The 21,891-nt window shown below is 43.5% G+C and carries 17 protein-coding genes; 11 read left to right on the top strand and 6 right to left on the bottom strand.

Features of this window, described 5'->3' with window-relative positions:
* The first annotated feature begins 125 nt into the window (after positions 1–125).
* Positions 126–1,253, top strand: a complete 1,128-nt coding sequence (locus HGO97_RS04220) for a zinc-dependent alcohol dehydrogenase (RefSeq protein ID WP_216239763.1) — start codon at positions 126–128, stop codon at positions 1,251–1,253.
* 187 nt (positions 1,254–1,440) lie between these two features.
* On the opposite strand, the gene HGO97_RS04215 is transcribed toward HGO97_RS04220, so the two are convergent.
* The 3 genes from HGO97_RS04215 to HGO97_RS04205 form a co-directional block, all read right to left on the bottom strand.
* Entirely contained in the window at positions 1,441–3,555 is a 2,115-nt protein-coding gene (locus tag HGO97_RS04215) for a hybrid sensor histidine kinase/response regulator (protein ID WP_216239761.1), read from the bottom strand.
* Positions 3,556–3,567: 12 nt separating this feature from the next.
* Complete coding sequence (locus HGO97_RS04210) at positions 3,568–4,857, bottom strand: ABC transporter substrate-binding protein (RefSeq protein WP_246597287.1); 1,290 nt, start codon at positions 4,855–4,857, stop codon at positions 3,568–3,570.
* 161 nt (positions 4,858–5,018) lie between these two features.
* Positions 5,019–6,413 (bottom strand): GntR family transcriptional regulator, encoded by a 1,395-nt coding sequence (locus HGO97_RS04205; protein ID WP_216239760.1) that lies wholly within the window; start codon positions 6,411–6,413, stop codon positions 5,019–5,021.
* Positions 6,414–6,624: 211 nt separating this feature from the next.
* Between HGO97_RS04205 and HGO97_RS04200 the strand changes: the two genes are divergently transcribed.
* A complete protein-coding gene (locus HGO97_RS04200; RefSeq protein WP_216239758.1) occupies positions 6,625–7,191 on the top strand; it encodes a hypothetical protein in 567 nt (188 codons plus the stop codon).
* 405 nt (positions 7,192–7,596) lie between these two features.
* On the opposite strand, the gene HGO97_RS04195 is transcribed toward HGO97_RS04200, so the two are convergent.
* On the bottom strand, positions 7,597–8,247 hold the full coding sequence (locus HGO97_RS04195; protein ID WP_216239756.1) for a helix-turn-helix transcriptional regulator: 651 nt from the start codon (positions 8,245–8,247) through the stop codon (positions 7,597–7,599).
* A 22-nt stretch (positions 8,248–8,269) separates the two neighbouring features.
* Positions 8,270–9,841 (bottom strand): PucR family transcriptional regulator, encoded by a 1,572-nt coding sequence (locus HGO97_RS04190; protein ID WP_216239754.1) that lies wholly within the window; start codon positions 9,839–9,841, stop codon positions 8,270–8,272.
* A 165-nt stretch (positions 9,842–10,006) separates the two neighbouring features.
* On the opposite strand from HGO97_RS04190, the gene HGO97_RS04185 reads away from it, so the two are divergent.
* The 7 genes from HGO97_RS04185 (at position 10,007) to mobB (ending at position 18,501) form a co-directional block, all read left to right on the top strand.
* Positions 10,007–10,861, top strand: a complete 855-nt coding sequence (locus HGO97_RS04185) for a formate/nitrite transporter family protein (protein ID WP_330654169.1) — start codon at positions 10,007–10,009, stop codon at positions 10,859–10,861.
* Positions 10,854–12,692, top strand: coding sequence for an NAD(P)-binding protein (locus HGO97_RS04180; RefSeq protein WP_216239752.1), 1,839 nt, complete (start codon positions 10,854–10,856; stop codon positions 12,690–12,692). Before HGO97_RS04185 ends, HGO97_RS04180 begins: the two co-directional genes overlap by 8 nt.
* Complete coding sequence (gene fdhF, locus HGO97_RS04175) at positions 12,689–15,397, top strand: formate dehydrogenase subunit alpha (RefSeq protein WP_216239750.1); 2,709 nt, start codon at positions 12,689–12,691, stop codon at positions 15,395–15,397. Before HGO97_RS04180 ends, fdhF begins: the two co-directional genes overlap by 4 nt.
* 66 nt (positions 15,398–15,463) lie before the next feature.
* Entirely contained in the window at positions 15,464–16,288 is an 825-nt protein-coding gene (fdhD, locus tag HGO97_RS04170) for a formate dehydrogenase accessory sulfurtransferase FdhD (RefSeq protein WP_216239749.1), read from the top strand.
* Positions 16,227–16,865 (top strand): molybdenum cofactor guanylyltransferase, encoded by a 639-nt coding sequence (gene mobA, locus HGO97_RS04165; protein ID WP_246597286.1) that lies wholly within the window; start codon positions 16,227–16,229, stop codon positions 16,863–16,865. Before fdhD ends, mobA begins: the two co-directional genes overlap by 62 nt.
* Entirely contained in the window at positions 16,814–18,019 is a 1,206-nt protein-coding gene (locus tag HGO97_RS04160) for a molybdopterin molybdotransferase MoeA (protein WP_216239747.1), read from the top strand. Before mobA ends, HGO97_RS04160 begins: the two co-directional genes overlap by 52 nt.
* Entirely contained in the window at positions 18,001–18,501 is a 501-nt protein-coding gene (gene mobB, locus HGO97_RS04155; RefSeq protein ID WP_216239746.1) for a molybdopterin-guanine dinucleotide biosynthesis protein B, read from the top strand. The genes HGO97_RS04160 and mobB overlap by 19 nt, the downstream gene beginning before the upstream one ends.
* A gap of 194 nt (positions 18,502–18,695) precedes the next feature.
* On the opposite strand, the gene HGO97_RS04150 is transcribed toward mobB, so the two are convergent.
* Positions 18,696–19,373 carry a YczE/YyaS/YitT family protein gene (locus HGO97_RS04150; RefSeq protein WP_216239745.1) on the bottom strand — a complete coding sequence of 226 codons (678 nt, stop codon included), beginning with the start codon at positions 19,371–19,373 and terminating at the stop codon, positions 18,696–18,698.
* Positions 19,374–19,694: 321 nt separating this feature from the next.
* On the opposite strand from HGO97_RS04150, the gene HGO97_RS04145 reads away from it, so the two are divergent.
* Entirely contained in the window at positions 19,695–20,441 is a 747-nt protein-coding gene (locus tag HGO97_RS04145) for an alpha/beta fold hydrolase (RefSeq protein WP_168866607.1), read from the top strand.
* Positions 20,442–20,470: 29 nt separating this feature from the next.
* On the top strand, positions 20,471–21,562 hold the full coding sequence (locus tag HGO97_RS04140; protein ID WP_168866606.1) for a DNA alkylation repair protein: 1,092 nt from the start codon (positions 20,471–20,473) through the stop codon (positions 21,560–21,562).
* Positions 21,563–21,891: the final 329 nt, after the last annotated feature.

Below are 21,891 nucleotides of genomic sequence, written 5' to 3'. Positions count from 1 at the left end.
AGCATTTACGCAGGAAATTACCTGGTAGCTGCACCGCATTCAGTATGATTCGATATGGTCTCTCCTTAGCATATTTTTGCCCCAGCTACAAATAATACCTCTAAACAACATCAGGAGGTATTACAATGAAGGCGATCGTATTCGATGGAATACAAAAAGTGGAATGCAGAAAAGTAGAAGACCCAAGGATTGAAAAGGAAGATGACATTATTGTAAAAGTTACTTCCACAGCCATTTGCGGATCAGATCTACATTTAGTGCATGGTTTAGTAAAAGGCATGTATGACGGATATGTGTTGGGTCACGAGACAATGGGGATTGTCGAAGAGGTTGGTAAGGAAGTTAAAAATTTAAAGAAAGGCGACAGAGTGGTGATCCCTTTTCCTGTGGCATGCGGGCATTGTGAATTCTGCGACAGGGGAGAATTCAGCCAGTGTGATCATTCCAATGATTACGGGGAATCCGGCGGATTATTAGGTTATAGTAAATATCACGGAAATTATGCCGGAGGACAAGCCGAATACATCAGGGTTCCCTATGCCAATGTAGGGCCCAAAAAAGTACCGGAGGGATTAACGGATGAGCAGGTTCTATTCGTCACAGATGTCCTACCCACGTCTTATTGGGGAACGGAAATTGCAAATGTTAAGGCAGGAGACACCGTAGTTGTACTAGGCTGCGGACCGGTAGGACTGATGACAATCAAGTGGTGTATCCAGAAAGGTGCAGGCAGGATCATTGCAGTCGACCGCGTAGGATATCGTCTGGAACATGCAAGAAGTTATGGTGTAGAAGCTTTAAACTTTGAAGAATACGAACAGGTAGGGGAATATATAAAAGAAATGACACATGGCGGAGCTCACTGTGTCATTGATTGTGTCGGGCTGGACGGAAAAACCTCGGTCGTGGAAAAAATTGAAACTGCGCTCAAATTACAGGGCGGGTCCAAATCAGCGATAGAAATGGCTTCCCAGTGTATCAGAAAAACCGGGACAGTCGCGTTAATTGGAGTATATGGCAATAAATACAATAATTTTCCTCTTGGAAACTTCTTTTCCAAGAATGTTTCTATAAAAATGGGACAGTGCCCTGCAACCAGATATGTTGATTTATTGTTGCAGAAAATTCAAAAAGGTGAATTTGATGCGACAGATATCATAACCCATACACTTTCTTTGGAAGAAGGGAGCCACGCCTATAGTATTTTTGATAAAAAAGAGGATAATTGTATAAAGGTTATTTTAAGACCTTAAGAGAAGATATGTAAACAAGGGATATTGACAGATTAAGTGTAAAAGTGAAGATAAGCAGGAAAAAGGCCAGCTGGGAGGAAGAAATTCTGTCCTGCGCTGGCAGTTTTCTTGTAGAAAGCAGTTTGTGGGTATGATAACTTGTCTACCTAGAAGGGAGCATATCATCGTTAAAGCGACAGCCCCTTTATTACTTCACATATTTCTGAATTTCCCGCATCATTCCCGGGATATCCAGTGGTTTTGCCAGGTGGCTGTTCATCCCGGCCTTTTTTGCTGCAGCGATATCTTCTGCAAATGCGTCTGCTGTCAAGGCGAAGATGGGAATTTGGGCTGCATCCGGGCGGTCCATTTCCCGAATTTTTTCTGTTGCTTCATACCCGTTCATATTCGGCATTTGAATATCCATCAGAATGAGATCGAAATAGCCGGCAGGGGAGTTCTCGAATTCCTGTGTGCAGACAAGTCCATCATCTGCAGTTGTGACGATTGCACCCAGTTCGGTCAGCAGTTCATAAGCTATTTGCTGATTAATGGCGTTGTCATCAGCAAGCAGGATGTGTCTGCCTGACAGATTAATCTTCTCATCAGATGGCTGGAATATTGGTATCTCATCGGGAATAAGGAAATCCAGATCGACCGTAAAGATGGTCCCCTTTCCAGCCTCGCTGTCCACTTTGATGGTGCCTTCCATCATATCCACGATCATTTTAGAAATTGCCATTCCAAGGCCGCTGCCTTCGATTTTGTTGACATGGTCATTTTGTTCTCTTGTGAAGGAGTCGAAGATATGGTCTTTAAATTCCTGGCTCATTCCGATTCCCGTATCTGCAATACAAAAAGTCAGATGTGCGTGGTCTTTCTTTTCGGAAGGGGATTCCGTGATATCCATGCGGATGGAACCATTTTCCGGGGTAAACTTCACTGCATTGGAAAGCAGGTTGATCAGGATCTGATTGAGACGCAGGACATCAAAACAGAGTGTCTTATGCTCAACTCTATGAAGCTGAATATCAAAACTTAAATTCTTTTTTGCTGCTGTCGGCTGAATGATTTTAACGATCTTTTCCAGCACCATATCGAGAGAAGCAGTGTCAATGTTCAAAGTCATTTTTCCACTTTCAATCTTGGACATATCCAGAATATCGTTGATCAGGCCCACTAAGAGCTGACCAGACACATTGATATTCTCTAAATATCCCTGGAGTCTGTCAGGTTCATCTATGTGTTCCAACGCCAGATTTGTCATGCCCAGCACGGCATTCATGGGGGTACGGATATCGTGGGACATGTTGGACAAAAAGCGGCTCTTGGCAATATTAGCGCTTTCTGCGGCCTTGCGGGCTTTTTCCTCTGCCAGTAGAATCTGGCGGGTGGAATTGCGGTAAAGGATGAAAAATGCGGCCATCACGACGGAAGCGCCCAGAATCAGAATCAGGAAAACCTGAGAATCCTTCACAATGCTGTTAGCCTGTTCCATGATGACGTGGTTGGGGATTATGGATACAACATACCAGTCGGGTGCGTTCTTCATAGGAACATAACAGAAAATATATTCTTCTTCCTGATACCAGAAGCGGGCAACGCCTCTGTTACCAGCTTTCAGAGCCGATTCAAAGGCTTTGACCTGTTGCGCATCGTTGCCCTGTAGGTCAATGATATCGAACAGGTTGTGAAAGGTCCGGTTACTGTTGCGGTGCATGGAACGCAGGAGGATATCGCCGTCCTGATTCACCACATAGGAGAAACCGGTATCATTATAAAAGGAGAGGGAAAAGCGCTCTGCGATTTCAGAAAGAGGCTGTGTTTTTTGAACCAGTCCCTTCGTTCCATCAGGCCAGGTGAATGTTTCATAATAACCAAGCGTCCAGACACCGGTTCGGCCATCCAGAAATGGCTCCCGGATGCCTTTTCCCTGTAGCACAGAAAGCATGGCAAGCTGTTCATCGTTCAAAGAATAGCCCCTATTTAAAAAGCCTGTGTAGAGCATTCCCGAATCCAGGTTGACACAGATATAAGAGGAATCTGACGTGCCGCTTGATTTCATGCACTGAGACAGCGCCTCCTCATTTTGGGGATCTTGGGCAGCAGCTTCTGCGACGATTAAGCTGAGCATTTCCATGTCTTTTTCAATGTAGGTATCCAATGCATGGCGTCCCTGCGTGGTCACCTCCAGAATATCTGTGAGGGACTTTTCCCAGAGAGAACGTTGTACGCTCCTAAGATAGAAAAATCCACTGATAAGGAGGATGATAATGGAAAGGATGATGAGGAACCATCCTCTGTTTTTGTATTTAGCCTTCATTTTGCTACACTCCTAATTTGTTGCACTCCATTCGGCAATCAATTCTTCCATATGAGATACTGCTCTGTCGGCATCATCGCCATTGAGCATCCCTAGGATACATTTCCGGGAAATCTCCCAGAGAGGGCAGTTCAGATTGTCGTCGGAACCAATGACACTGTAACCATTGTTCAGATAAGGTCCGAGGGACTGGATGGCTTGATCCTCTGCCAGCCGGTTTTCCTTTAAAGGGCTGAAAGAGCTCTGGCTGTTCACAAATTCCCACATGGAATCACTCTGAGTCAGATATTCTACGAACTTTTTGGCTTCATCCAGGTGAGGACTGGCAGCATTCACGCTGATGCGGGTGTCCACATTGATGACAAGGACACTGCCATCGCTTAGAATCGGATAGGGACGCACTTCAAAGTTCAGATCAGGGTTCAGATCCCGAAGCCGCGGCACTGCCCAGGCTCCAGTCAGCATAAAAGGGCGTTCTCCTTTGGAGAATAGGGCCAGGTCATCCTTGGTCTTTGAGGTTTCAAGCGCTTCCGACGGGTCTACCCAGCCTTTATGCAGCATTTGTTCTACTAACTTAAAGCCAGGGCGAAAAGTCTGAGCCAGTTGATCCGGGCTGCTGTTTAAACGGTCGAGGGCAGCTTTCGGATCATCCTGCTGATAGATGGGGAGCAGGCTTATGCCGATAGCTGCGGTCTTAAGAGAGATGTCATTATTGGCAACAATGGGAGTGATTCCCGTGGAAACAAAATAATCACATACATCTTTAAGTTCTGACAGGTTGGAAGGAATCTTTTGTCCGTGTTCCTCTAATAGATCAAGGTTGCAGTAAAGTCCGAAGGCGGAGATCGAGGTTGGCAGATAATCTATGGTACCGCCGACAGACATCTGGCTCTTTGCAAGGCCGCTAAAATTGTCCAGGGTCGAAAGATCGGATAGATCAGCCAGATATCCTTGCTTTGCAAACTTTTGTACACGCTCGTGATCGATCATGAAAATATCATTTCCATTGCCGGTGGAGAGGCGCTTTTCCAGCACTTCAAAGTATTCCGGGGTCTTAATGCCGTCGTAAGAAATCGTGATGGCCGGGTATTCATCCATGAAATGATGAAGGGTATGCTCAATCGCCATAACGTTGAGCGCTTCATATTTAAAACCGAAGAAGGTCAAGGAAACCTCTGGGCTCAATGGTTTTGTATTGAGGTCGATCACCATAGTTTCTTTTTTGTTGCCCATGCAGCCGCCCAGTGTTCCTGCTGTGATCAGGAATGCCAGAAGACCAGGGATTATGCGCTTTACTTTCAATGATATTCTCCCCTATCCGTGTTTATACGTATGCTAAATCCGTTCATTTTTTTCATTGTAACATGTAAGCAGGATGAAAACAAGGAAATTTGACACTAATGTGAACAGAGTTGATAAAATGAAAAAAGGTACCACAAATTGTGATACCTCTAAAGTGGATATTAGTTGATATAGGGGGTCCAGAATTGGCGGGAATATTTTTCTTCTTCCAGAAGAAGTGTTTCCAGGGCAGCAGAGAATTTCTCAGGGCTTTTTTCTGTCAGGCATTGGATAATACTGGTAATGCTGGTTTCATATTTCTCATCCATGTTCTGTCTCTTGAATCTTGCCAGCGTCAGGGGATAACCCCAGGTCAAAAGTTCCCTGAGCCTTGTGTAGCATTCCTGTACCATAGGAAGCGTACTTTCCTGTTCAATGAAGATCAGGCAGGATTCAATACAGAGGCTGCACTTTTTTTCAGATAAAAGGAAAGACAATTTTTCCAGTAAAGCCTCCTTTTTTTTAGATGCAGCATGGGTCCATGTATGAAAGGAAATCCCTCGTATGGTCAGCGCAAGAATCTGCAGACTGTCGAGATAGAATCTGCAGCCCTCCTGGATAGGAGATTTGGTAAAGTCGAGTTCCACCGGACGGATATAGACTTGCGTTCCTTTTCCATGGTAAGACTTTGTAAATCCAAACTCTTCTAGGATTTCCAAGGCACGGCGCACTGTCATCATGGGAACTCCATACAATTTTACCATTTGGGAAAGGGACGGTAGATAAGTGCCCTCTGGATATTTTCCCTGCATGATCTCGCGGATGAGCCGGGAGGAAAGCGAGTAACGCAGCTGGGGCCTCTGCCGGTAAATATTCCAGGAGAAAGGAATCTGCTCCTTGGTATCGCAGGACGTTTCTAAGGCAGCTTCATCCAGAAAATGAAAGAGCCTCTGTGAAGTCCACAGATAAGTAGATTTGGCGTCTTTTTTGAAGAGCGCGATGGCCTCATCCTTGGTCAGGCTGTCCATTTCCTGTAATTCAGAAAATGTTTCCATCCCGTTCGCCAGATATGGAAAGCGGAGATAGCGGATGACTTCCCAAAGGAGATTGAGTGCCAGTCGGTTGTTGAGTGCGTTGATTGCAAACAGATAAAATTCCACCGGACTGGACAACGGGGTTTGAGGGAAGGTCAAAATTCCCTCAAAAAGGGCGCTCCACTCCTCGTCGCTCCATCTTCTCAGGCCTTCTATCCATAGGGGCTCTAATAAAAGAGCACCGGATTTGGCAATTTGGATGACACCCTGACGTCGTACAATGAAATAATCAAAGGCATTCTGACGCAGTATTTCAGGACTGGCATCAAAAACAACCTCTGCTGTCCTGCGGGCGGAGAGTTTTATGTAACCGTTTTTTTCCAAAAGGGATAAGGCCGTATGGACCGTAACCGGTGCGAAATGAAAGATTTCACAGATTTTGGGAATAGAGGGCAGTTTATCATGGCAGGTATAAAATCCGAGTAAAATTCTGGTTTCATAATATTCATAAACAAGTTGATACATTTCACTATTTTTTTTCATGGAATCACCTCGCTACTATAGTACCATGAATTCAGGACGCATGAAAGATGAAAAGCACCAGGGACATGATTTTGCGGATAGTGTGTGAGAACTGTAACATTATTTACGATATGTCACATTTGTTGATTTCAAGGGAAGGGCTGGATATAATACAGTCAAATAAAGAGCAGGAAAGGATGGTGTATAGATATGAAACGGACTGTCAGGAGGGATGATGATGCGTAAATGGATTTCAATATTCTTACTGATGCTGTCGCTGAGTATATGTCTCACAGGATGTTCAGAACTGGGCAGCGGGCTCCTTAAGGAGTTTGAGGATAATAAAGACGGTATAAAAAGTGAACTGGAAGAACTAAAAGAAGGGATAAAGGATGAGTTCAATGACTGGGTTGGATCAATCAGCAAATATTCCATTACAAAAGATCGGGATCTGACAGGAAAACGGGAACTTGGGGTAGATGATTATGTGGGGAACTATGAAGCTGAATATCATCAGTTTCATGGAAAAGAATATATTTTCGGAGGCACTTTGGTAGACCGTGAGAAGGGAAACGCCTTGAAAGCAACTTATTCACTTAATATTCAGTCCGGCACAGTGACCTTATACTGGCTGAGCAGCATGGAGGACCATATTATTTCCGGGGAGAAAGAAGTACATAAGATTACAGAAGAAAACGGAAATGGTGTCTACGATTTTACGATGCCGGCAGGAGACAATTTTATAGTATTGAAAGGCGACAACTTCACAGGAAGTCTGTCATTGAAAGTGGAATCATAGATCAATTGATTTGTTTCATCGAGGAGGGATAATGTTATGAAAATTTTGTTTTTACTGATTTTATTATTTGTGATATTTGTATTTCTCTTTCTCTTTTTATTAAGTAATAAAATTACACTGGGAATTATAGTCGCAGTTATTGTGATTGGGTTGATAAAAAAGTGGCAGAAAAATTCTGATTAGCAGAGAGAGCGGACCAAAAGTGTCCGCGCTCTCTGCTAATCATAGCTGGCAGCAGTACAACTATGGGTGAATTTTATAGGTGTGATGAGAAGAAAAGGGGATAGATCATCGGATATATGGAAGGCTTTTATAATGGGATGATAGCAATCAAGGAAAATGACGAAGAACCAGGGAAAAACAGAAGGATCAGAAGACGGCGGTTGATCACCGCCTCCTGCCCCTTTATTTGTTAATATCTACGTAGCTGTAAAGAGTGTATTTTGATATGCCGAAGTATTTTGCAATCTTATCACCAGATTTGGTAATAAGAAATGCTCCGGCATCATTCAGGAAATTAATCGCTTTTATTTTTTCCTCTTTACTCATAAGGGGAAGCGGGGTTCCGACCATGGCCACAGACTGTTCGATCAGCTCGTCCAGAAGCTGGTTGACATCATGGGTGATATGTTTCGGATCTTTTGTACTGTCTTCCGAATGAAGTTCATCCGGGCAGTGGGCTAAAGACTGTATAGATTTTTCCAGGGCAAGGAGATTGGTCACATCATAATTAATGGATAAGATATAACGTACAACCAAATCTTCATCATGAATATAGACGGTGCTGGATTTTAGAATGTGTCCATCATCTGTCTTGGTAAGATAAGAAAGCTTATCCTTTAGGCGTCCCTCGTGATGATGGATGGCGGAAAGGATAGCCTTTGACGGACCATCGCCCAGTTTACGGCCGGAAACATGCCCGTTTTCAATATGGACAATTGAGCAGTTGGAAGCGCTCCGGGATAAATCATGAATAACAACCTCACATTCAGATCCGAATTGTACCGCCATTGCGGAGGCAATCTGTTTTAAAGTATCAAGCATATATGTACTCATACGCAATTCCTTTCTTTTCATTTTATATATGATCGTTCAGGTAAGACAGGATAAATGCCACAAGCATCTGAGAATCTTCAAAATCATTGTGCATGATCTGTGTTGCCTTTTTGATTTTATTTAAAACTGTATTCCGATGCATGAATGTAGCAGAGGATGTCTGATTAATATTTCTTCCATTTTTCAAATACTGCATAAAAACATCACATAAATCAGTATGGTGCTCTATGTCATACTGCTTCAGAATCGTATAGCATGGTGAGGACATCATTTTCATCGGTACATGCTGCTTCAGTTCTTTTAGCAGATAGTGGGTATGGTAGTCTGCAAAATTATAGAACTTGTTTGTATGTTCACAGCCTGCTTTCCCAAGTAAAAGTGTTTCTTTACACTGTATTGCTGCTGTCTGTAAGTCCTTGAGTGAGAAAAAGGCGCCGCTGATTCCACAGGTGATAGGCTGTCCATGAAAACATTTCAGGAAAAGCTGTTCTTCTTCTGTGTTTAAAAATGTGGAAAAATCCTTTCCGTCAGATAAAATCCGCAGGACATACATACTATTCTGGCAGATGAAAGGTCTTAGCTGCGAAATGGAGTTTCGAATGTTCCAGCACGCAAAAGTATAAGGTAATTCGATCTGATTATTATATTCTACCTTTGCCAGAAGAAAATATCCGTTCATAGATAACCCGGGGATGTAGCTGATCTGGTCTTGATACTGCTTGTCTTCCAAATCCGGATGTTCCATGATTTCTGACAGGAAGGATTCGTACATGTCCGAAGTAGAACGGTTCTGGTAACGCTCCTGCTGGAAGTAAAGCTGAAGATTATCTGCAACGGCATTCATAAGATACAGATAATTGGTCTTTGGATGAACACTGCACCGGAAGACCAGCATATAGCCAACTTCATGATTGTTCGAATAAAACCGGTACATCATACTGTAATAGCACTCCCTGGATGACAGGCAATAGTAATTGATATAGGGATTCGTACTATTCTGTGAAGGGGACATCAGCCCATTCTGGTAAAGGCTTGTCATCGTCTGCGGTGTAATATAGCCGTCGGATAAAATGGTATCCATCAGAGGGATGTCACAGTCAGGATTACGGACATAGCCAAGAACGGAATAATTTCGGTCCAGAACAATGGCAGGATGTACAAGATAGTCCTGACTCATATCCAGAAGCCTCTGCATAGAGGCATTTCGAAGAAGTTCCAGATGAAAATCTTTATGCCAGGTTCTAAAATCCAGAAAAATATTAACGATTAAATTAAAAATAGATGAAAAAGATTCTTTTTTATATAAAAGAATCAGGGATAAATCTTTTGGAAAACTTTCCAGGTGAAGACTTTCATCTGACGTAACACATAAAAAAGAGCAGGGAGACAGCTGCTGCTGACTTAAAAGCAGGGGGGAATATGTACGGAACATTTCCTCAGACCCCATATAGATATAGTTTTTATCTGAGTCTCCTGCATCGTCTTCGTCAAAAAGTTTGATTCCGTCAATGCCTTTGGAAAGGTCAATATTCTGGGATTCGTAAATGCTGTTCGGTGAAAGCTGATACAGTAGTACATTTAATGGTATTTTCATGTTACAGCTCCTTATCGTTCGAAAACAGTGATAGTTAAAATTATAGTATAGTCTGTCAATATGTCAAGTGCATATTAAAGGAGAGGTAAAAATGTATATTTATACAATTCGTATAGACAACGGGAGGTTTATGATAGAAAAAAAGGAAAAGAGGAGGTATATATTATGAATATGTTTTCACCTGCTGAAATAACGAAAAATTATGTTGCGATTGGAAAAGGAAAAGTAAATACGCCGATTCCGAAAATGCTGCTTCTCGCTGTCATGGCAGGCGCATTCATTGCGCTGGGAGGCGTTGGTGCAACAACTGCGGCAGTGTCCATTCCGATGGCGTCTGTCGGAAAATTTGTCGGAGCATGTATTTTCCCGGGGGGACTTACTATGGTTCTTTTGGCAGGAAGCGAGTTGTTCACAGGAAACTGTATGTTAACGATTCCTCTCCTGGAAAAGGAGATTACAGCGGGTGGTATGTTAAAAAACTGGATTGTTGTGTACATCGGAAATATGATCGGAGGACTCTTAGTTGCAGCGGGTATGGTATATTCCAATCAGTTCGGACTTTTTGGAAATGGCATGGCGGTTTCTGCAATGAGTGCTGCAGCCGGGAAATGTACTCTTTCATTTTCCCAAGCATTTATCAAAGGAATCTTCTGTAACTTCCTTGTGTGTCTGGCAGTCTGGATTGCCTTTGCGGCAAAGGATGTGGCAGGAAAGATCATAGGATTATTTTTCCCGATTATGATCTTTGTTCTCTGCGGTTTTGAACATAGTGTGGCAAATATGTACTACATAGGAGCAGGACTTTTTGCTAAAAATGTTCCGGAGTATGCGAAGGCGGCAGCGGAAGTCAATGTCAACATGGATGTCATTACATGGAAGGGGTTCTTCGGAGCAAATCTTTTACCGGTCACCCTTGGAAATATTGTAGGCGGTGCGCTCTGTGTGGGCTGTGTCTACTGGTTCTTATTTCTTAGAAAAAGCAAACAAGCAGAAAAATTAGGAGGAAACAAAGATGAGTAAGATTTTTCTGGCAGATCCGCAAAGCTGCGATGTGAAGATTGGCAGACTTTTGGAAACATTTGAAACAAAAGTGAAAGCATATCCTCCGGGAACCTGCCCTTTAACGGTACAGCTTTCACTTCTGGTAGCATCGAAAAACCAGACTTGTGGAAAATGTGTTCCATGCAGGGACGGGCTGCCGCAGCTGGAAGTTCTTCTTCGAAAGGTATTAGAAGGAGATGCGACGATGGAGGTACTGGAGCATATGCGTTCTCTGGCAGCGATGATCAGAGATACAGCGGATTGTGCCATCGGTTATCAGACAGCGACAGAAGTTCTTGACGGGCTGGATGTATTTTATGAAGAATATGAAAGTCATATTTTAAATCATGAATGTCTGGGCGGGATGGGGCAGAAGGTGCCGTGCATTAATCTCTGCCCGGCGCATGTAGATATTCCGGGCTACATTGCCCTAATCGGTGAAGAGGATTATGCAGGAGCTGTGAATCTGATACGAAAAGATAATCCGCTTCCAACGGCATGTGCCATGATATGCGAGCATCCCTGTGAGCAGAGATGCCGGCGTAATATTATTGACGATGCCATCAATATCCGGGGCTTAAAAAAATACATCGTGGATCAGGTGGCAGCTGATCAGGTGGCAGTTCCCAAGGCAAACCGTTCTACGGGAAAAAAGGTAGCAGTTATCGGCGGCGGTCCAGCCGGTATGACAGCGGCATATTTCCTTGGACTGATGGGACATAAAGTAACCATCTTCGAGAGGCAGAAAAAATTAGGCGGCATGCTCCGTTATGGAATTCCGAATTATCGTTTTCCGAAAGACCGTCTGGATGAGGATATCCGGGCAATTCTGTCAGCAGGCGATATTGAAGTCAGATATGAAGCAAAGGTAGGAACAGAGATTCCGGTTGAAGACGTATATGAAGAATATGATGCTATGTTTGTGGCAATCGGAGCCCAGGCAGGCAAGAAGCTCAGGCTGGATGGGATCGATGCAGAGAATGTGGAATCTGCAGTTGAGATGCTGGACCGCATAGGAAATGGGGAAAAGCCGGATTATAGTGGCAAGAATGTTGTTGTGATCGGCGGCGGAAATGTTGCCATGGATGCAGCGAGGAGTGCTGTACGCTGTAAGGCAAAAGAGGTCCGTATTGTATATCGGAGAAGGCAGGAAGATATGACGGCATTAGATACAGAGATCGAATCTGCAGTTATGGAAGGGATTGAGCTGATCACCTTACAGGCGCCGAAATCCATCGAGAAAACTGTCGAGGGAGCATGTTCTGCATTGATCGTACAGCCACAGATGATTGGTCCTTACGATAAAGCTGGGCGGCCAAGCCCTGTGGATGCAAACAAGGAGCCACAAAGAATTCCCTGTGATGTGATTCTGATCGCGGTAGGCCAGGATATTATAAGCCGTCCGTTCGAGGAATTCGGCATGGAAGCAGAACGGGGCGTATTTAAAGCAGGATTAGATACGGCGGTATTGAATAAGCCGGGTGTCTTTGCAGGAGGCGACTGTGCTACAGCTCCGGCAACAGCCATTCGTGCTATTGCGGCAGGAAAGGTTGCTGCTCATAACATTGATGAATATCTGGGATATCATCATAAACTGTATTGTGAAGCTCGTGTCCCGGACCCAAAAGAAAATAACCGGATTCCGACAGGGCGCGCCAATATTACAGAACGTCCGGCATATATCCGGAAACATGATTTTGAGCATGTTGAAAACCCTTACACATATGAAGAGGCTATGCAGGAGGCAAACCGCTGCTTGCGCTGTGACCACTTTGGATGTGGGGTACTGAAAGGAGGCAGAGACGCATGATTTGTCTTAATATAGACGGGATAGCTGTAGAAGCAGGCGAAGATATGACAATTCTGGAAGCAGCGCAATCCGTAAATATCCGTATTCCGACCCTGTGTTACATGAAAGAAGTCAATGAAATTGGATCATGCCGTATGTGTGTGGTAGAAGTGGAAGGTATGAATAAGCTTCCGACTGCCTGCAACACTCTTGTAAAAGAAGGGATGCATGTACAGACAAAAAGCGAGAGAGTGATAGAAGCACGCAAGACTATTTTAAATTTACTATTATCAAATCATCACAGAGGATGTTTTTCATGCCCACAAAACGGGGAATGTGAATTACAGGAACTGTGCTATGAATATGGTGTGGAAGAATCCAGATATGTGGGGACACGTAAGAAGATCGAACGTCCGGTAAAGGACAGCCATCCATTCCTATGTTATCATCCCGAGCTTTGTATCCATTGCCAGAGATGTGTGAATACATGTGCCAAGGTGACAGGAAGGAAGGCTATCACGCTTGGCAAGACGGGAATGTTCAATATTATCGAGGCTCCTTTTGGTGCAGACTGGGATACCACCCTTTGTGAATCCTGCGGTAACTGTGCACAGGCATGTCCTACAGGCGCTATCACTGAGAAGCGTAAAAAGAACTACAGAGGCTGGGAGACAAAACGTGTACGTACCACTTGTCCACATTGTGCTACAGGATGTCAGATGGATCTGATTGTCAAAGACAATAAGATTGTGGATGTAGAGGGAGCAGACGGACCGTCCAACCATGGACTTCTGTGTGTGAAGGGACGAAGTGCTTCCTTTGATTTCATAGATCAGGAAGACAGAATCCGTTATCCTCTGATTAAGAATAAAGATACGGGAGAATTTGAGAGAGCAACATGGGATGAAGCGTTAGATCTTGTGGCTTCCAAATTCACAGAATTAAGAGAAAATTATGGAGGTGAGGCACTGGCTGGTTTTGCCTGCTCACGTTCAACCAATGAAGATGTGTATATGCTTCAGAAAATGGTTCGGACAGTGTTTGAGAGCAACAATACCGATAATTGTGCCCGCGTTTGACATGCTCCTACTGTTGCCGGGCTGGCAACCACATTAGGCTCAGGAGCCATGACAAATACTATTTATGATATCACTCATGAATCAGATGTTATTATGTTAGTTGGTTCAAATCCAGAACATGCACATCCGGTCATCGGTATGCAGATTCGTCAGGCGGTTGAGAAGGGAACCAAATTGATCGTTGTTGATCCAAGAGAAATTGATCTTGCAAAAAAAGCAGACATACATCTGAAATTACGTCCGGGAACTAACGTAGCATTTGCGAATGGTATGATGCACATTATTATAGAAGAAGGACTTCTGGATGAAGCATTTATTCATGAAAGAACAGAAAACTTTGAAGCAGTGAAAGAAGCCGTGAGAGAGTATACTCCGGACAAAGTTGCCGGAATCTGCGGTATTGATGCTGATATTTTAAGAGAAGCTGCCCGCATGTATGCAACGGCTGACAGGGCACCGATTCTGTATTGTCTTGGAGTGACAGAACATCATACAGGGACAGAGGGCGTTATGTCTCTTTCGAACCTTGCTATGCTGACTGGAAAACTGGGACGCCCGGGATGCGGTGTGAACCCGATCCGTGGACAGAACAATGTACAGGGAGCATGCGATATGGGGGCATCTCCCAATCAGTTCCCCGGATATCAGAATATCATCGCACCGGGCATTGTTGAAAAGTTTGAAAAGGCATGGAATACGACTTTGAATCCAAACGTAGGCGTGAAAGCAACGGATTGTTTTCCAAAGATGATTACAGGAGAAATCAAGGGTCTCTTTATCTTTGGTGAAGATCCGGTGAGAACAGATCCGAATACAGCACATGTGATACATGCTCTTAAATCTCTGGATTTCTTTGTTATAGATGAATTATTTATGACAGAGACAGCGAAGCTTGCAGATGTCATCCTTCCGGGAAGATCTTACGCAGAGAAAGAGGGTACATTTACCAATACAGAGCGCCGTGTGCAGCGTGTGCGTAAAGCCGTTGAAATTGCTGGTGAGACAAGACCGGATACCTGGATATTTACAGAGATTATGAGACGTATGGGCTATCCACAGCCACATCTGACTCCGGCAGAAATCATGGAAGAAATCTCTCTGGTGACTCCTTCCTTTGGAGGAATCAGCCATGAACGTCTGGACAGTAAAGAAGTGGATGGGCGAGGATTACAGTGGCCGTGTTTTAGCAAAGACCATCCGGGAACGCCGATCATGCATGAAGGGAAATTTTCAAGAGGCCTGGGATACTTCAGACCGGCAGAATACAAATGTTCCGTAGAGCTTCCGGATGAAGAGTATCCGCTGCTTCTGATGACGGGACGAATTCTCTATCATTATAATGCATGTGCCATGACGGACAGAACAGAAGGCATTCATCAGATCGCACCGGAGTCCTTTATTGAGATGAATACCAATGATGCGTTGAAATTGGGAATACGGAATGAAGAGATGGTAGAAATATCTTCGAGAAGAGGAACCATAGCTGCCAAAGCCCATGTGTCAGATAAGACAAGAGAAGGAGAATGCTGGATGCCGTTCCACTATATCGAGGGTGGAGCAAACTGGCTGACGAATGATGCATTAGATGGAATTTCCAGCACTCCGGAATATAAGGTATGCGCAATTAAGGTACAGAAAATCAAATAGGAAATACCGTGCCGGTGGCATTGGATTATTCAGGCATCGCTGGTGGGAAAACTAGGCGGTGCCTGTTTGTTTGAAGGAGTGGAAATTATTTTAGAGAAAGAAAATCAATTATATAAAAATATAGTGTATACCCGTATCGGCAGAGACGCAATCTACAGGGAAGAGAGTCAGGCTGTATTAAAGGAGCACACACTGGATATCTGTGTCAATGGCATAAGGCTGGAAACAATAACCTGTTCTTTGCAATATCTGGAGGAACTTGCTGCAGGATATCTTTACACAAAGGGAATCGTGAAGTGCAGGGAAGATATGGAAGAGATTTCACTGAATGAAGAAGAAAATAAGGTCACGCTTCGGGTGAAATGGGATGGTTCATGTACCCGGAATGGTTTCGCTGGAGACAGGAACATGTATCCGGTCAGGCCTTTGTTATGGAAGGAAGAACAGATATTCCAGCTTGCAGATCATTTTGCCCAGGGAACACCGGTACATAAAAAAACCTGGGCAATGCACAGCTGTTTCCTGTGGCATGAAGACAAAATCGTATTTGAATGTGAAGATATCGGAAGACATAATGCATTTGACAAAGTGGCAGGTTATGCTCTGCTCCATGGGATAGGGCTTCCCGAATGTATCATATATTTAAGCGGACGAATTCCAGCAGATATGGTCAGGAAAGCGGTGATGGCGAAAGTTCCGGTTCTTGTATCAAAAGCAGTACCTACTGCAGACGGAATCGAAATGGCAGAAGAATATGGTTTGACACTAATAGGGGCTGCCAGACAGGATATGATAAGAGTATATACGGATTTTTCCAGAGGAAAAGAGTATGAAAATAGAAGGATTAATTCTTGCCGGCGGGAAAAGCAGAAGAATGGGCGGGATTCATAAAGGAAACATGGAGCTTGGAAAGAACACGTTTACGGAGATCATATGGAAAGAATTAAAAAAAGACTGTGGAAATATAAATGTTTCATATGGGGATGTCGTACATGATACACATAAGGACTGGGGGATTGTTAAGGACATCTATCCTGACTGCGGACCGATCGGAGGACTTCAGGCAGGGCTTCGGGCGTGCCGCGGGGATACCGTGTTCGTGGCGGCATGCGATATGCCATTCTTACAGATCGAATTTTACAGGTATCTTGCACAATATATGGAAGGGGCGGATGCAGTTGTGCCAGTGGTAAATGGAAGACTCCACCCTTTAAGTGCTGTTTATAAAAGCAGTGCCCACAAAGTATTTGAGGCTCAGATTCAGAAGAAGAATTATAAAATAATATGCTCTTTGGAAAAAATGAGAGTGATGTATTTGAATCTTAAAAGTGATAAGTTTGCCTGGATGATGCAAAATATTAATACAATGGAAGAATATCAGGAAGCGAAAAAGCTTTTTGGAAAAAGGAGTAATATATGTCGGGAATTACGGTTGACCAGGCAAGAGATATCTTGCTTGAAAAAGTAGAACAAATAAATGAGACGGAGGTGATACCCCTGTGGGATTCAGTGGGAAGGGTGATTGCCAGGGATATCGTCGCACAGCACAGCCAGCCCCCGTTTCCTCGTTCTCCACTGGATGGGTATGCGTTGAGAAGTGAAGATATTAAGCATGCTGCAAAAGAAAATCCGGTATCTCTTATCGTGATAGATGAGGTAACTGCGGGGCATATATCCAGTCAATATGTCAGTAAAGGAATGGCAGTGAGAATCATGACAGGAGCCCCTATTCCTGATGGCGCAGACTGTGTGATCCGTCAGGAAGATACGGATTATGGTGAAGTTACAGTTGCAGTATATAAAAGTCTGAAAAAATGGCAGAATTATTGTTTTGAAGGAGAAGATTATAAAAAAGGAGAGGTGATCCTTGCCAGGGATACGATGATAGGCGCTGTGGAAGCAGGAATACTTGCAAGTCTTGGGTATGATTCACTTGAGGTGTACAGACAGGCCAGGGTCATGCTGATTACAACAGGTGATGAACTGGTGCTTCCCGGTGAGGCACTGGAAGCAGGAAAAATATATGATTCCAATCTATATACGTTAGGAACAAGGTTAAGACAGTGGGGCGCTCAGATTATTTCCGGAACAAGGCTGGAGGACAATCCATATGTAGTAGCAAGAGAAATCCAGAAGGGCGTCTGCAGAGCAGATATTGTGATTACGACCGGCGGAGTTTCAGTAGGAAAAAAGGATATTATGCATGATGTTATCAGTATCCTGGGGTGCGAGAAGCTCTTTTGGAAAATCGAGATAAAACCTGGAATGCCTACCTTATGTGCGGTGTATCAGGGGAAATTATTGATCTGTTTATCTGGAAATCCTTATGGGGCAGCAGTGAATCTCGAATTGCTGGTTCGTCCTCTTTTGGCATTTATGATGAGGCGGAAGGATTTGGAATTACAGAGAATACAGGCGAAAGCGGTCGGATGTTTTGGAAAGAAAAGTGGTGTCGCCAGATATGTACGCGGTTATTATCGGGAAGGAAAGGCAATTTTAACAACAGGCTCCAATGACTCTGGCATTATGAGTTCTATGTGTGGATGTAATTCTCTGATTGAAATACCGGCAGGATCTGAGCGTTTAAATGAGGGGGACGACGTATGGACAGTATTGCTGTAAAGAAACATCAGAGAATACTTGTGGTATGTGGTGTGAAAAATTCGGGAAAAACTACACTTATCGAGAAAATCGTTCACAGACTTGCAGAACAGGGCGTGAAAACAGCAGTGATCAAGCATGACGGACATGATTTTTCAAGTGATGTGCCGGGGACAGACAGCGACCGGTTTCAAAAAGCCGGGGCATATGGAACCGCAGTATTTTCTCCGCATCATTCTATGGTGGTAAAAGAAGAATGTAATACAGGAATCGAAGAGATGATATCCCAATTCCCGGAAGCGGAGTTCATTATAATAGAAGGAATGAAAAATAGTGAATACCCTAAAATAGAACTTGTACGAAATGGAATTTCTGACCAGCCTGTGTCTAATCCGGAAGGGAGAATTTTGATTGTAACAGATTATGAAAAGGGAAAATTTGAAGAAGAGACTGTTGGATTCGAAGATATAGAAGGACTTCTCTGCCGTCTGCATCTTAGCTGAAGAAAATTTGGGGACGGGGATTTTCAGGTTCTATTATAAATGTATAAATGCCGGAGGATATGAATAAAAATTCGTGTCCTCCGGCATTTATGATAGAACCTGTTTCACCTCATCAAGGAAGCGGCGAAGTTGATTTGGAGCAGCAAAGTGGATTTGTAATATCCGCTTTGGCATGTCTCATCAGCAGGAAGCGATTATGGATCACTGATAAAAGCAACCGTGTTTGTTTCTATATCAACCTCTGCCTTTGCAGAAGGTGCATATCTTTGAAAAAGATTAATAAACACTCCGACCAGTATCGCTGATATCAGAGTCCCCTCGCGAACCCCCCGGAATGTGTCAAATAACATGAAAGAACAGATGACAGCAATTGCGGAGAGCGTGCAGTCCAGAGCAATTTTCATATTTCCAAACTTTACTTTAGTACAATTGGACAATGCCTGTACAAGAGAGTTGCCGGGTGTTGTGACCAGATCAGCATGAACACTGATCATGATTCCGAAGGCCATGACAGCACATCCGATCACTAAGAGAATTAAACTGCTAAAGTAATATACGGGCTTGATCTCTTGAAACATGTACATAAATACATCGATTAGAAAACCAAAAAAAATCGTGACCGGTATTTGCAGAAACTGCATTTTCGGAAAAGATTTTTTTAACAGTAAGATCTGTAAAAGTAAAAACAGCATGTTCAAAATAAAAGTAAAAGTTCCAAAAGAAGGTTTCAGTCCAAGGCTGAGTACAAAAGGTACACTTGAAAGAGGGGAAGTGCCAAGGTACGCTTTCGTGATCAGGCTGATTCCCATTGCATTTAATGCAGTTCCGAGCAGGAATTCGAACACCTTTTTTGTTGAAAATTTTGATTTCATGGATTTTTTCAACTCCGTTCTTGTTTATTTTTTATTACTATAACATAAAAAATAGATAAAAGAAACAATTTTGTACAAAAACTTTTTTTAGCACTAAAAAAAATTGGTCAAAATCAGAAAATGCAGAAATTGAAGCTCCTTTCCTGTGTATTTGATCGCCCGTCAGCAGATTTCTATGCTATACTAAACCTATGTCATAACAGAACGGAGGTCTTAGATTATGGGAATCTGGATTACAAAGCACTAACAGCAGGGCGTTGGTGTTTTGAGCCTTGCTGATCAGGGAACTGTTAACACAGATGGATGATTAGGAGGCAGATGATGTCATATTTTAAGTATCAGTCAAAGAAAATTTATTACACAGAAACAGGAAGTGGAGAACCATTATTATTTCTGCACGGCAATACAGCATCTTCCAGGATGTTCGAGTTATTATTACCTTTATATCAGGACAGATTTTATGTGATTCTGATCGACTTTTTGGGACATGGAAGATCCGACCGTTTAGAATGCTTCCCGGCAGACCTCTGGAAGGAGGAGGCGAGGCAGACCGTTGCATTGATGGAGCACTTAAAGCTTGGGAAGATCCATCTTGTCGGAACAAGCGGCGGCGCCTGGGTGGCACTGAATGTGGCCCTTAAGCGTCCCGATCTGGTCGGAAAGGTCGTAGCAGATAGTTTTGATGGAAGGACGCTTGCAGAAGATTTTGCAGAAAAGCTGATTAAGGAACGTGCCGGTGCAAAGATGGATGAAATGGGAGTCGGTTTTTACCAGTGGTGTCAGGGAGAAGACTGGGAGAGTGTGGTGGATATGGATACGAAAGCCATGGTTTCGTGTGCAGAGGGCGGGCTTCCGTTATTCATTAAGCCATTGGAACAGCTTTCGGTCCCGCTTCTGCTGATGGGCAGCGAGGAAGACGACATGTGCAGGGCTGATTTTCTGGACGAGTATCAGATGATTGCAGAAGAGACGGACGCACAGATGAAGATCTTCCCGAAGGGGAAGCATCCCGCAATTCTTTCCAACGCAGAACAGGCGGCAGAGGCAATTATCAGGTTTCTGGAATAAGAAGGTGAAGAGAAGCATAGGAGAAAAGAATGGCAGAATTATTAAAAGATATGTTCAATCACAAGTCACTTAGGGAAGCAGCCCAGGTGATTCAATCAGTCTATGAACCATTTCAGACAGAGGCATTTTTAGAAACTGTCATGGATGAAACATGGCAGGATTTAGAGTTAAAGGCAAGAGTTCGAAAGATCAGTCAGGGGCTGGGAAAGTATTTGCCGGAGGATTATGAAGAGGCACTTTCCATTCTGGATCAGGTGATTGCAGACTGCCCATCTGGATTCTTTGGTATTATATTCCCAGACTTTGTAGAGGTGTATGGGCAGAATGAGAAGGACTGGGACCTGTCGATTGCGGCTCTTGAGAGATACACTCCATATTCTTCAGCAGAATTCGCTGTGAGGCCCTTTATCATTCAGCATGAAGAACGTATGATGGCGCAGATGTATACATGGTCCCGTCATGAGAATGAACATGTCCGAAGGCTTGCCAGTGAGGGCTGCCGCCCCCAGCTTCCATGGGGGCAGGCATTGAACAGTTTTAAAGAGGACCCAACGCCCATCCTGCCGATTCTGGAGCAGTTAAAAACGGACCCGTCACCGTATGTGCGGAAAAGTGTTGCGAACAATCTGAATGATATTTCAAAGACTCATCCTGATCTGGTCGCCAGAATTGCAAAAGATTGGTACGGTAAAAATGAGTACACAGACTGGATCGTGAAACACGGATGCAGGACGCTGCTTAAAAATGGCAACCGTGAAGTACTTTCTATCTTTGGTTACCATGATGCAGATTCTATTAAAGTCAAAGAGTTTATAGTGGAGCCGGCTGTTGTTATGCTGGGAGAAAGTCTTACATTTTCCTTTATGGTTCAGGCAGAGAAGGAGACGAAAGTAAGGCTGGAATACGGAATCGACTATGTGAAAGCGAATGGAAAGCGGAATCGGAAGATTTTTCAGATTTCAGAGATTACATTGAATGAGAACGAAGAGAAATACTACACAAAAAAGCATTCCTTTGCAGATATGACTACAAGAAAGCATTACCCGGGTCTTCACACCATTTCACTGATCGTGAATGGGGTGGAGAAAGGCAGTCAGGATTTTAAACTGACCTGTCCGTGATGATTATTTATGAATGTCGTATATTCGAAATTCCAATTAGACATGATATCAAAATAGAAATCAAAACTCCCGCTTGACAAGGAGAATAACTTTGCTATAATAATCAGTGCTCGTAGGGCAAATCATACGTAAGAAATAATGAGCTGGATAAGGCGACAGGTTGAAATATCTGTCCTTTGTCCAGCTTTTTTATTATATACAGGAAAGTTTTCCGAACATTCCTGTATCATAAAAAGCCCTTCGCATATCGGGAGCGCGCCCCGGTTTTACATAAAAGGATTGTGTTAAAAGATGTGAAAAAGGGAGGAAGAGATATGGATTTCTTAAAT

Source organism: Faecalicatena faecalis (assembly GCF_012524165.2).
GTDB classification, from domain to species: Bacteria; Bacillota; Clostridia; order Lachnospirales; family Lachnospiraceae; genus Faecalicatena_A; species Faecalicatena_A faecalis.
Note: the sequence above shows the minus strand (reverse complement) of the source record. Positions and strands in the feature narration are given on the sequence as shown.

Excerpts from the sequence above, each read along its gene's own strand:
- HGO97_RS04220 (WP_216239763.1), top strand. The coding sequence starts at position 126 with ATGAAGGCGATCGTATTCGATGGAATACAAAAAGTGGAATGCAGAAAA.
- HGO97_RS04215 (WP_216239761.1), bottom strand. The coding sequence starts at position 3,555 with ATGAAGGCTAAATACAAAAACAGAGGATGGTTCCTCATCATCCTTTCC.
- HGO97_RS04205 (WP_216239760.1), bottom strand. The coding sequence starts at position 6,413 with ATGAAAAAAAATAGTGAAATGTATCAACTTGTTTATGAATATTATGAA.
- HGO97_RS04200 (WP_216239758.1), top strand. The coding sequence starts at position 6,625 with ATGATGATGCGTAAATGGATTTCAATATTCTTACTGATGCTGTCGCTG.
- HGO97_RS04195 (WP_216239756.1), bottom strand. The coding sequence starts at position 8,247 with ATGAGTACATATATGCTTGATACTTTAAAACAGATTGCCTCCGCAATG.
- HGO97_RS04190 (WP_216239754.1), bottom strand. The coding sequence starts at position 9,841 with ATGAAAATACCATTAAATGTACTACTGTATCAGCTTTCACCGAACAGC.
- HGO97_RS04185 (WP_330654169.1), top strand. The coding sequence starts at position 10,007 with ATGAATATGTTTTCACCTGCTGAAATAACGAAAAATTATGTTGCGATT.
- HGO97_RS04180 (WP_216239752.1), top strand. The coding sequence starts at position 10,854 with ATGAGTAAGATTTTTCTGGCAGATCCGCAAAGCTGCGATGTGAAGATT.
- mobA (WP_246597286.1), top strand. The coding sequence starts at position 16,227 with ATGAAAATAGAAGGATTAATTCTTGCCGGCGGGAAAAGCAGAAGAATG.
- HGO97_RS04160 (WP_216239747.1), top strand. The coding sequence starts at position 16,814 with ATGTCGGGAATTACGGTTGACCAGGCAAGAGATATCTTGCTTGAAAAA.
- mobB (WP_216239746.1), top strand. The coding sequence starts at position 18,001 with ATGGACAGTATTGCTGTAAAGAAACATCAGAGAATACTTGTGGTATGT.
- HGO97_RS04150 (WP_216239745.1), bottom strand. The coding sequence starts at position 19,373 with ATGAAATCAAAATTTTCAACAAAAAAGGTGTTCGAATTCCTGCTCGGA.
- HGO97_RS04145 (WP_168866607.1), top strand. The coding sequence starts at position 19,695 with ATGTCATATTTTAAGTATCAGTCAAAGAAAATTTATTACACAGAAACA.
- HGO97_RS04140 (WP_168866606.1), top strand. The coding sequence starts at position 20,471 with ATGGCAGAATTATTAAAAGATATGTTCAATCACAAGTCACTTAGGGAA.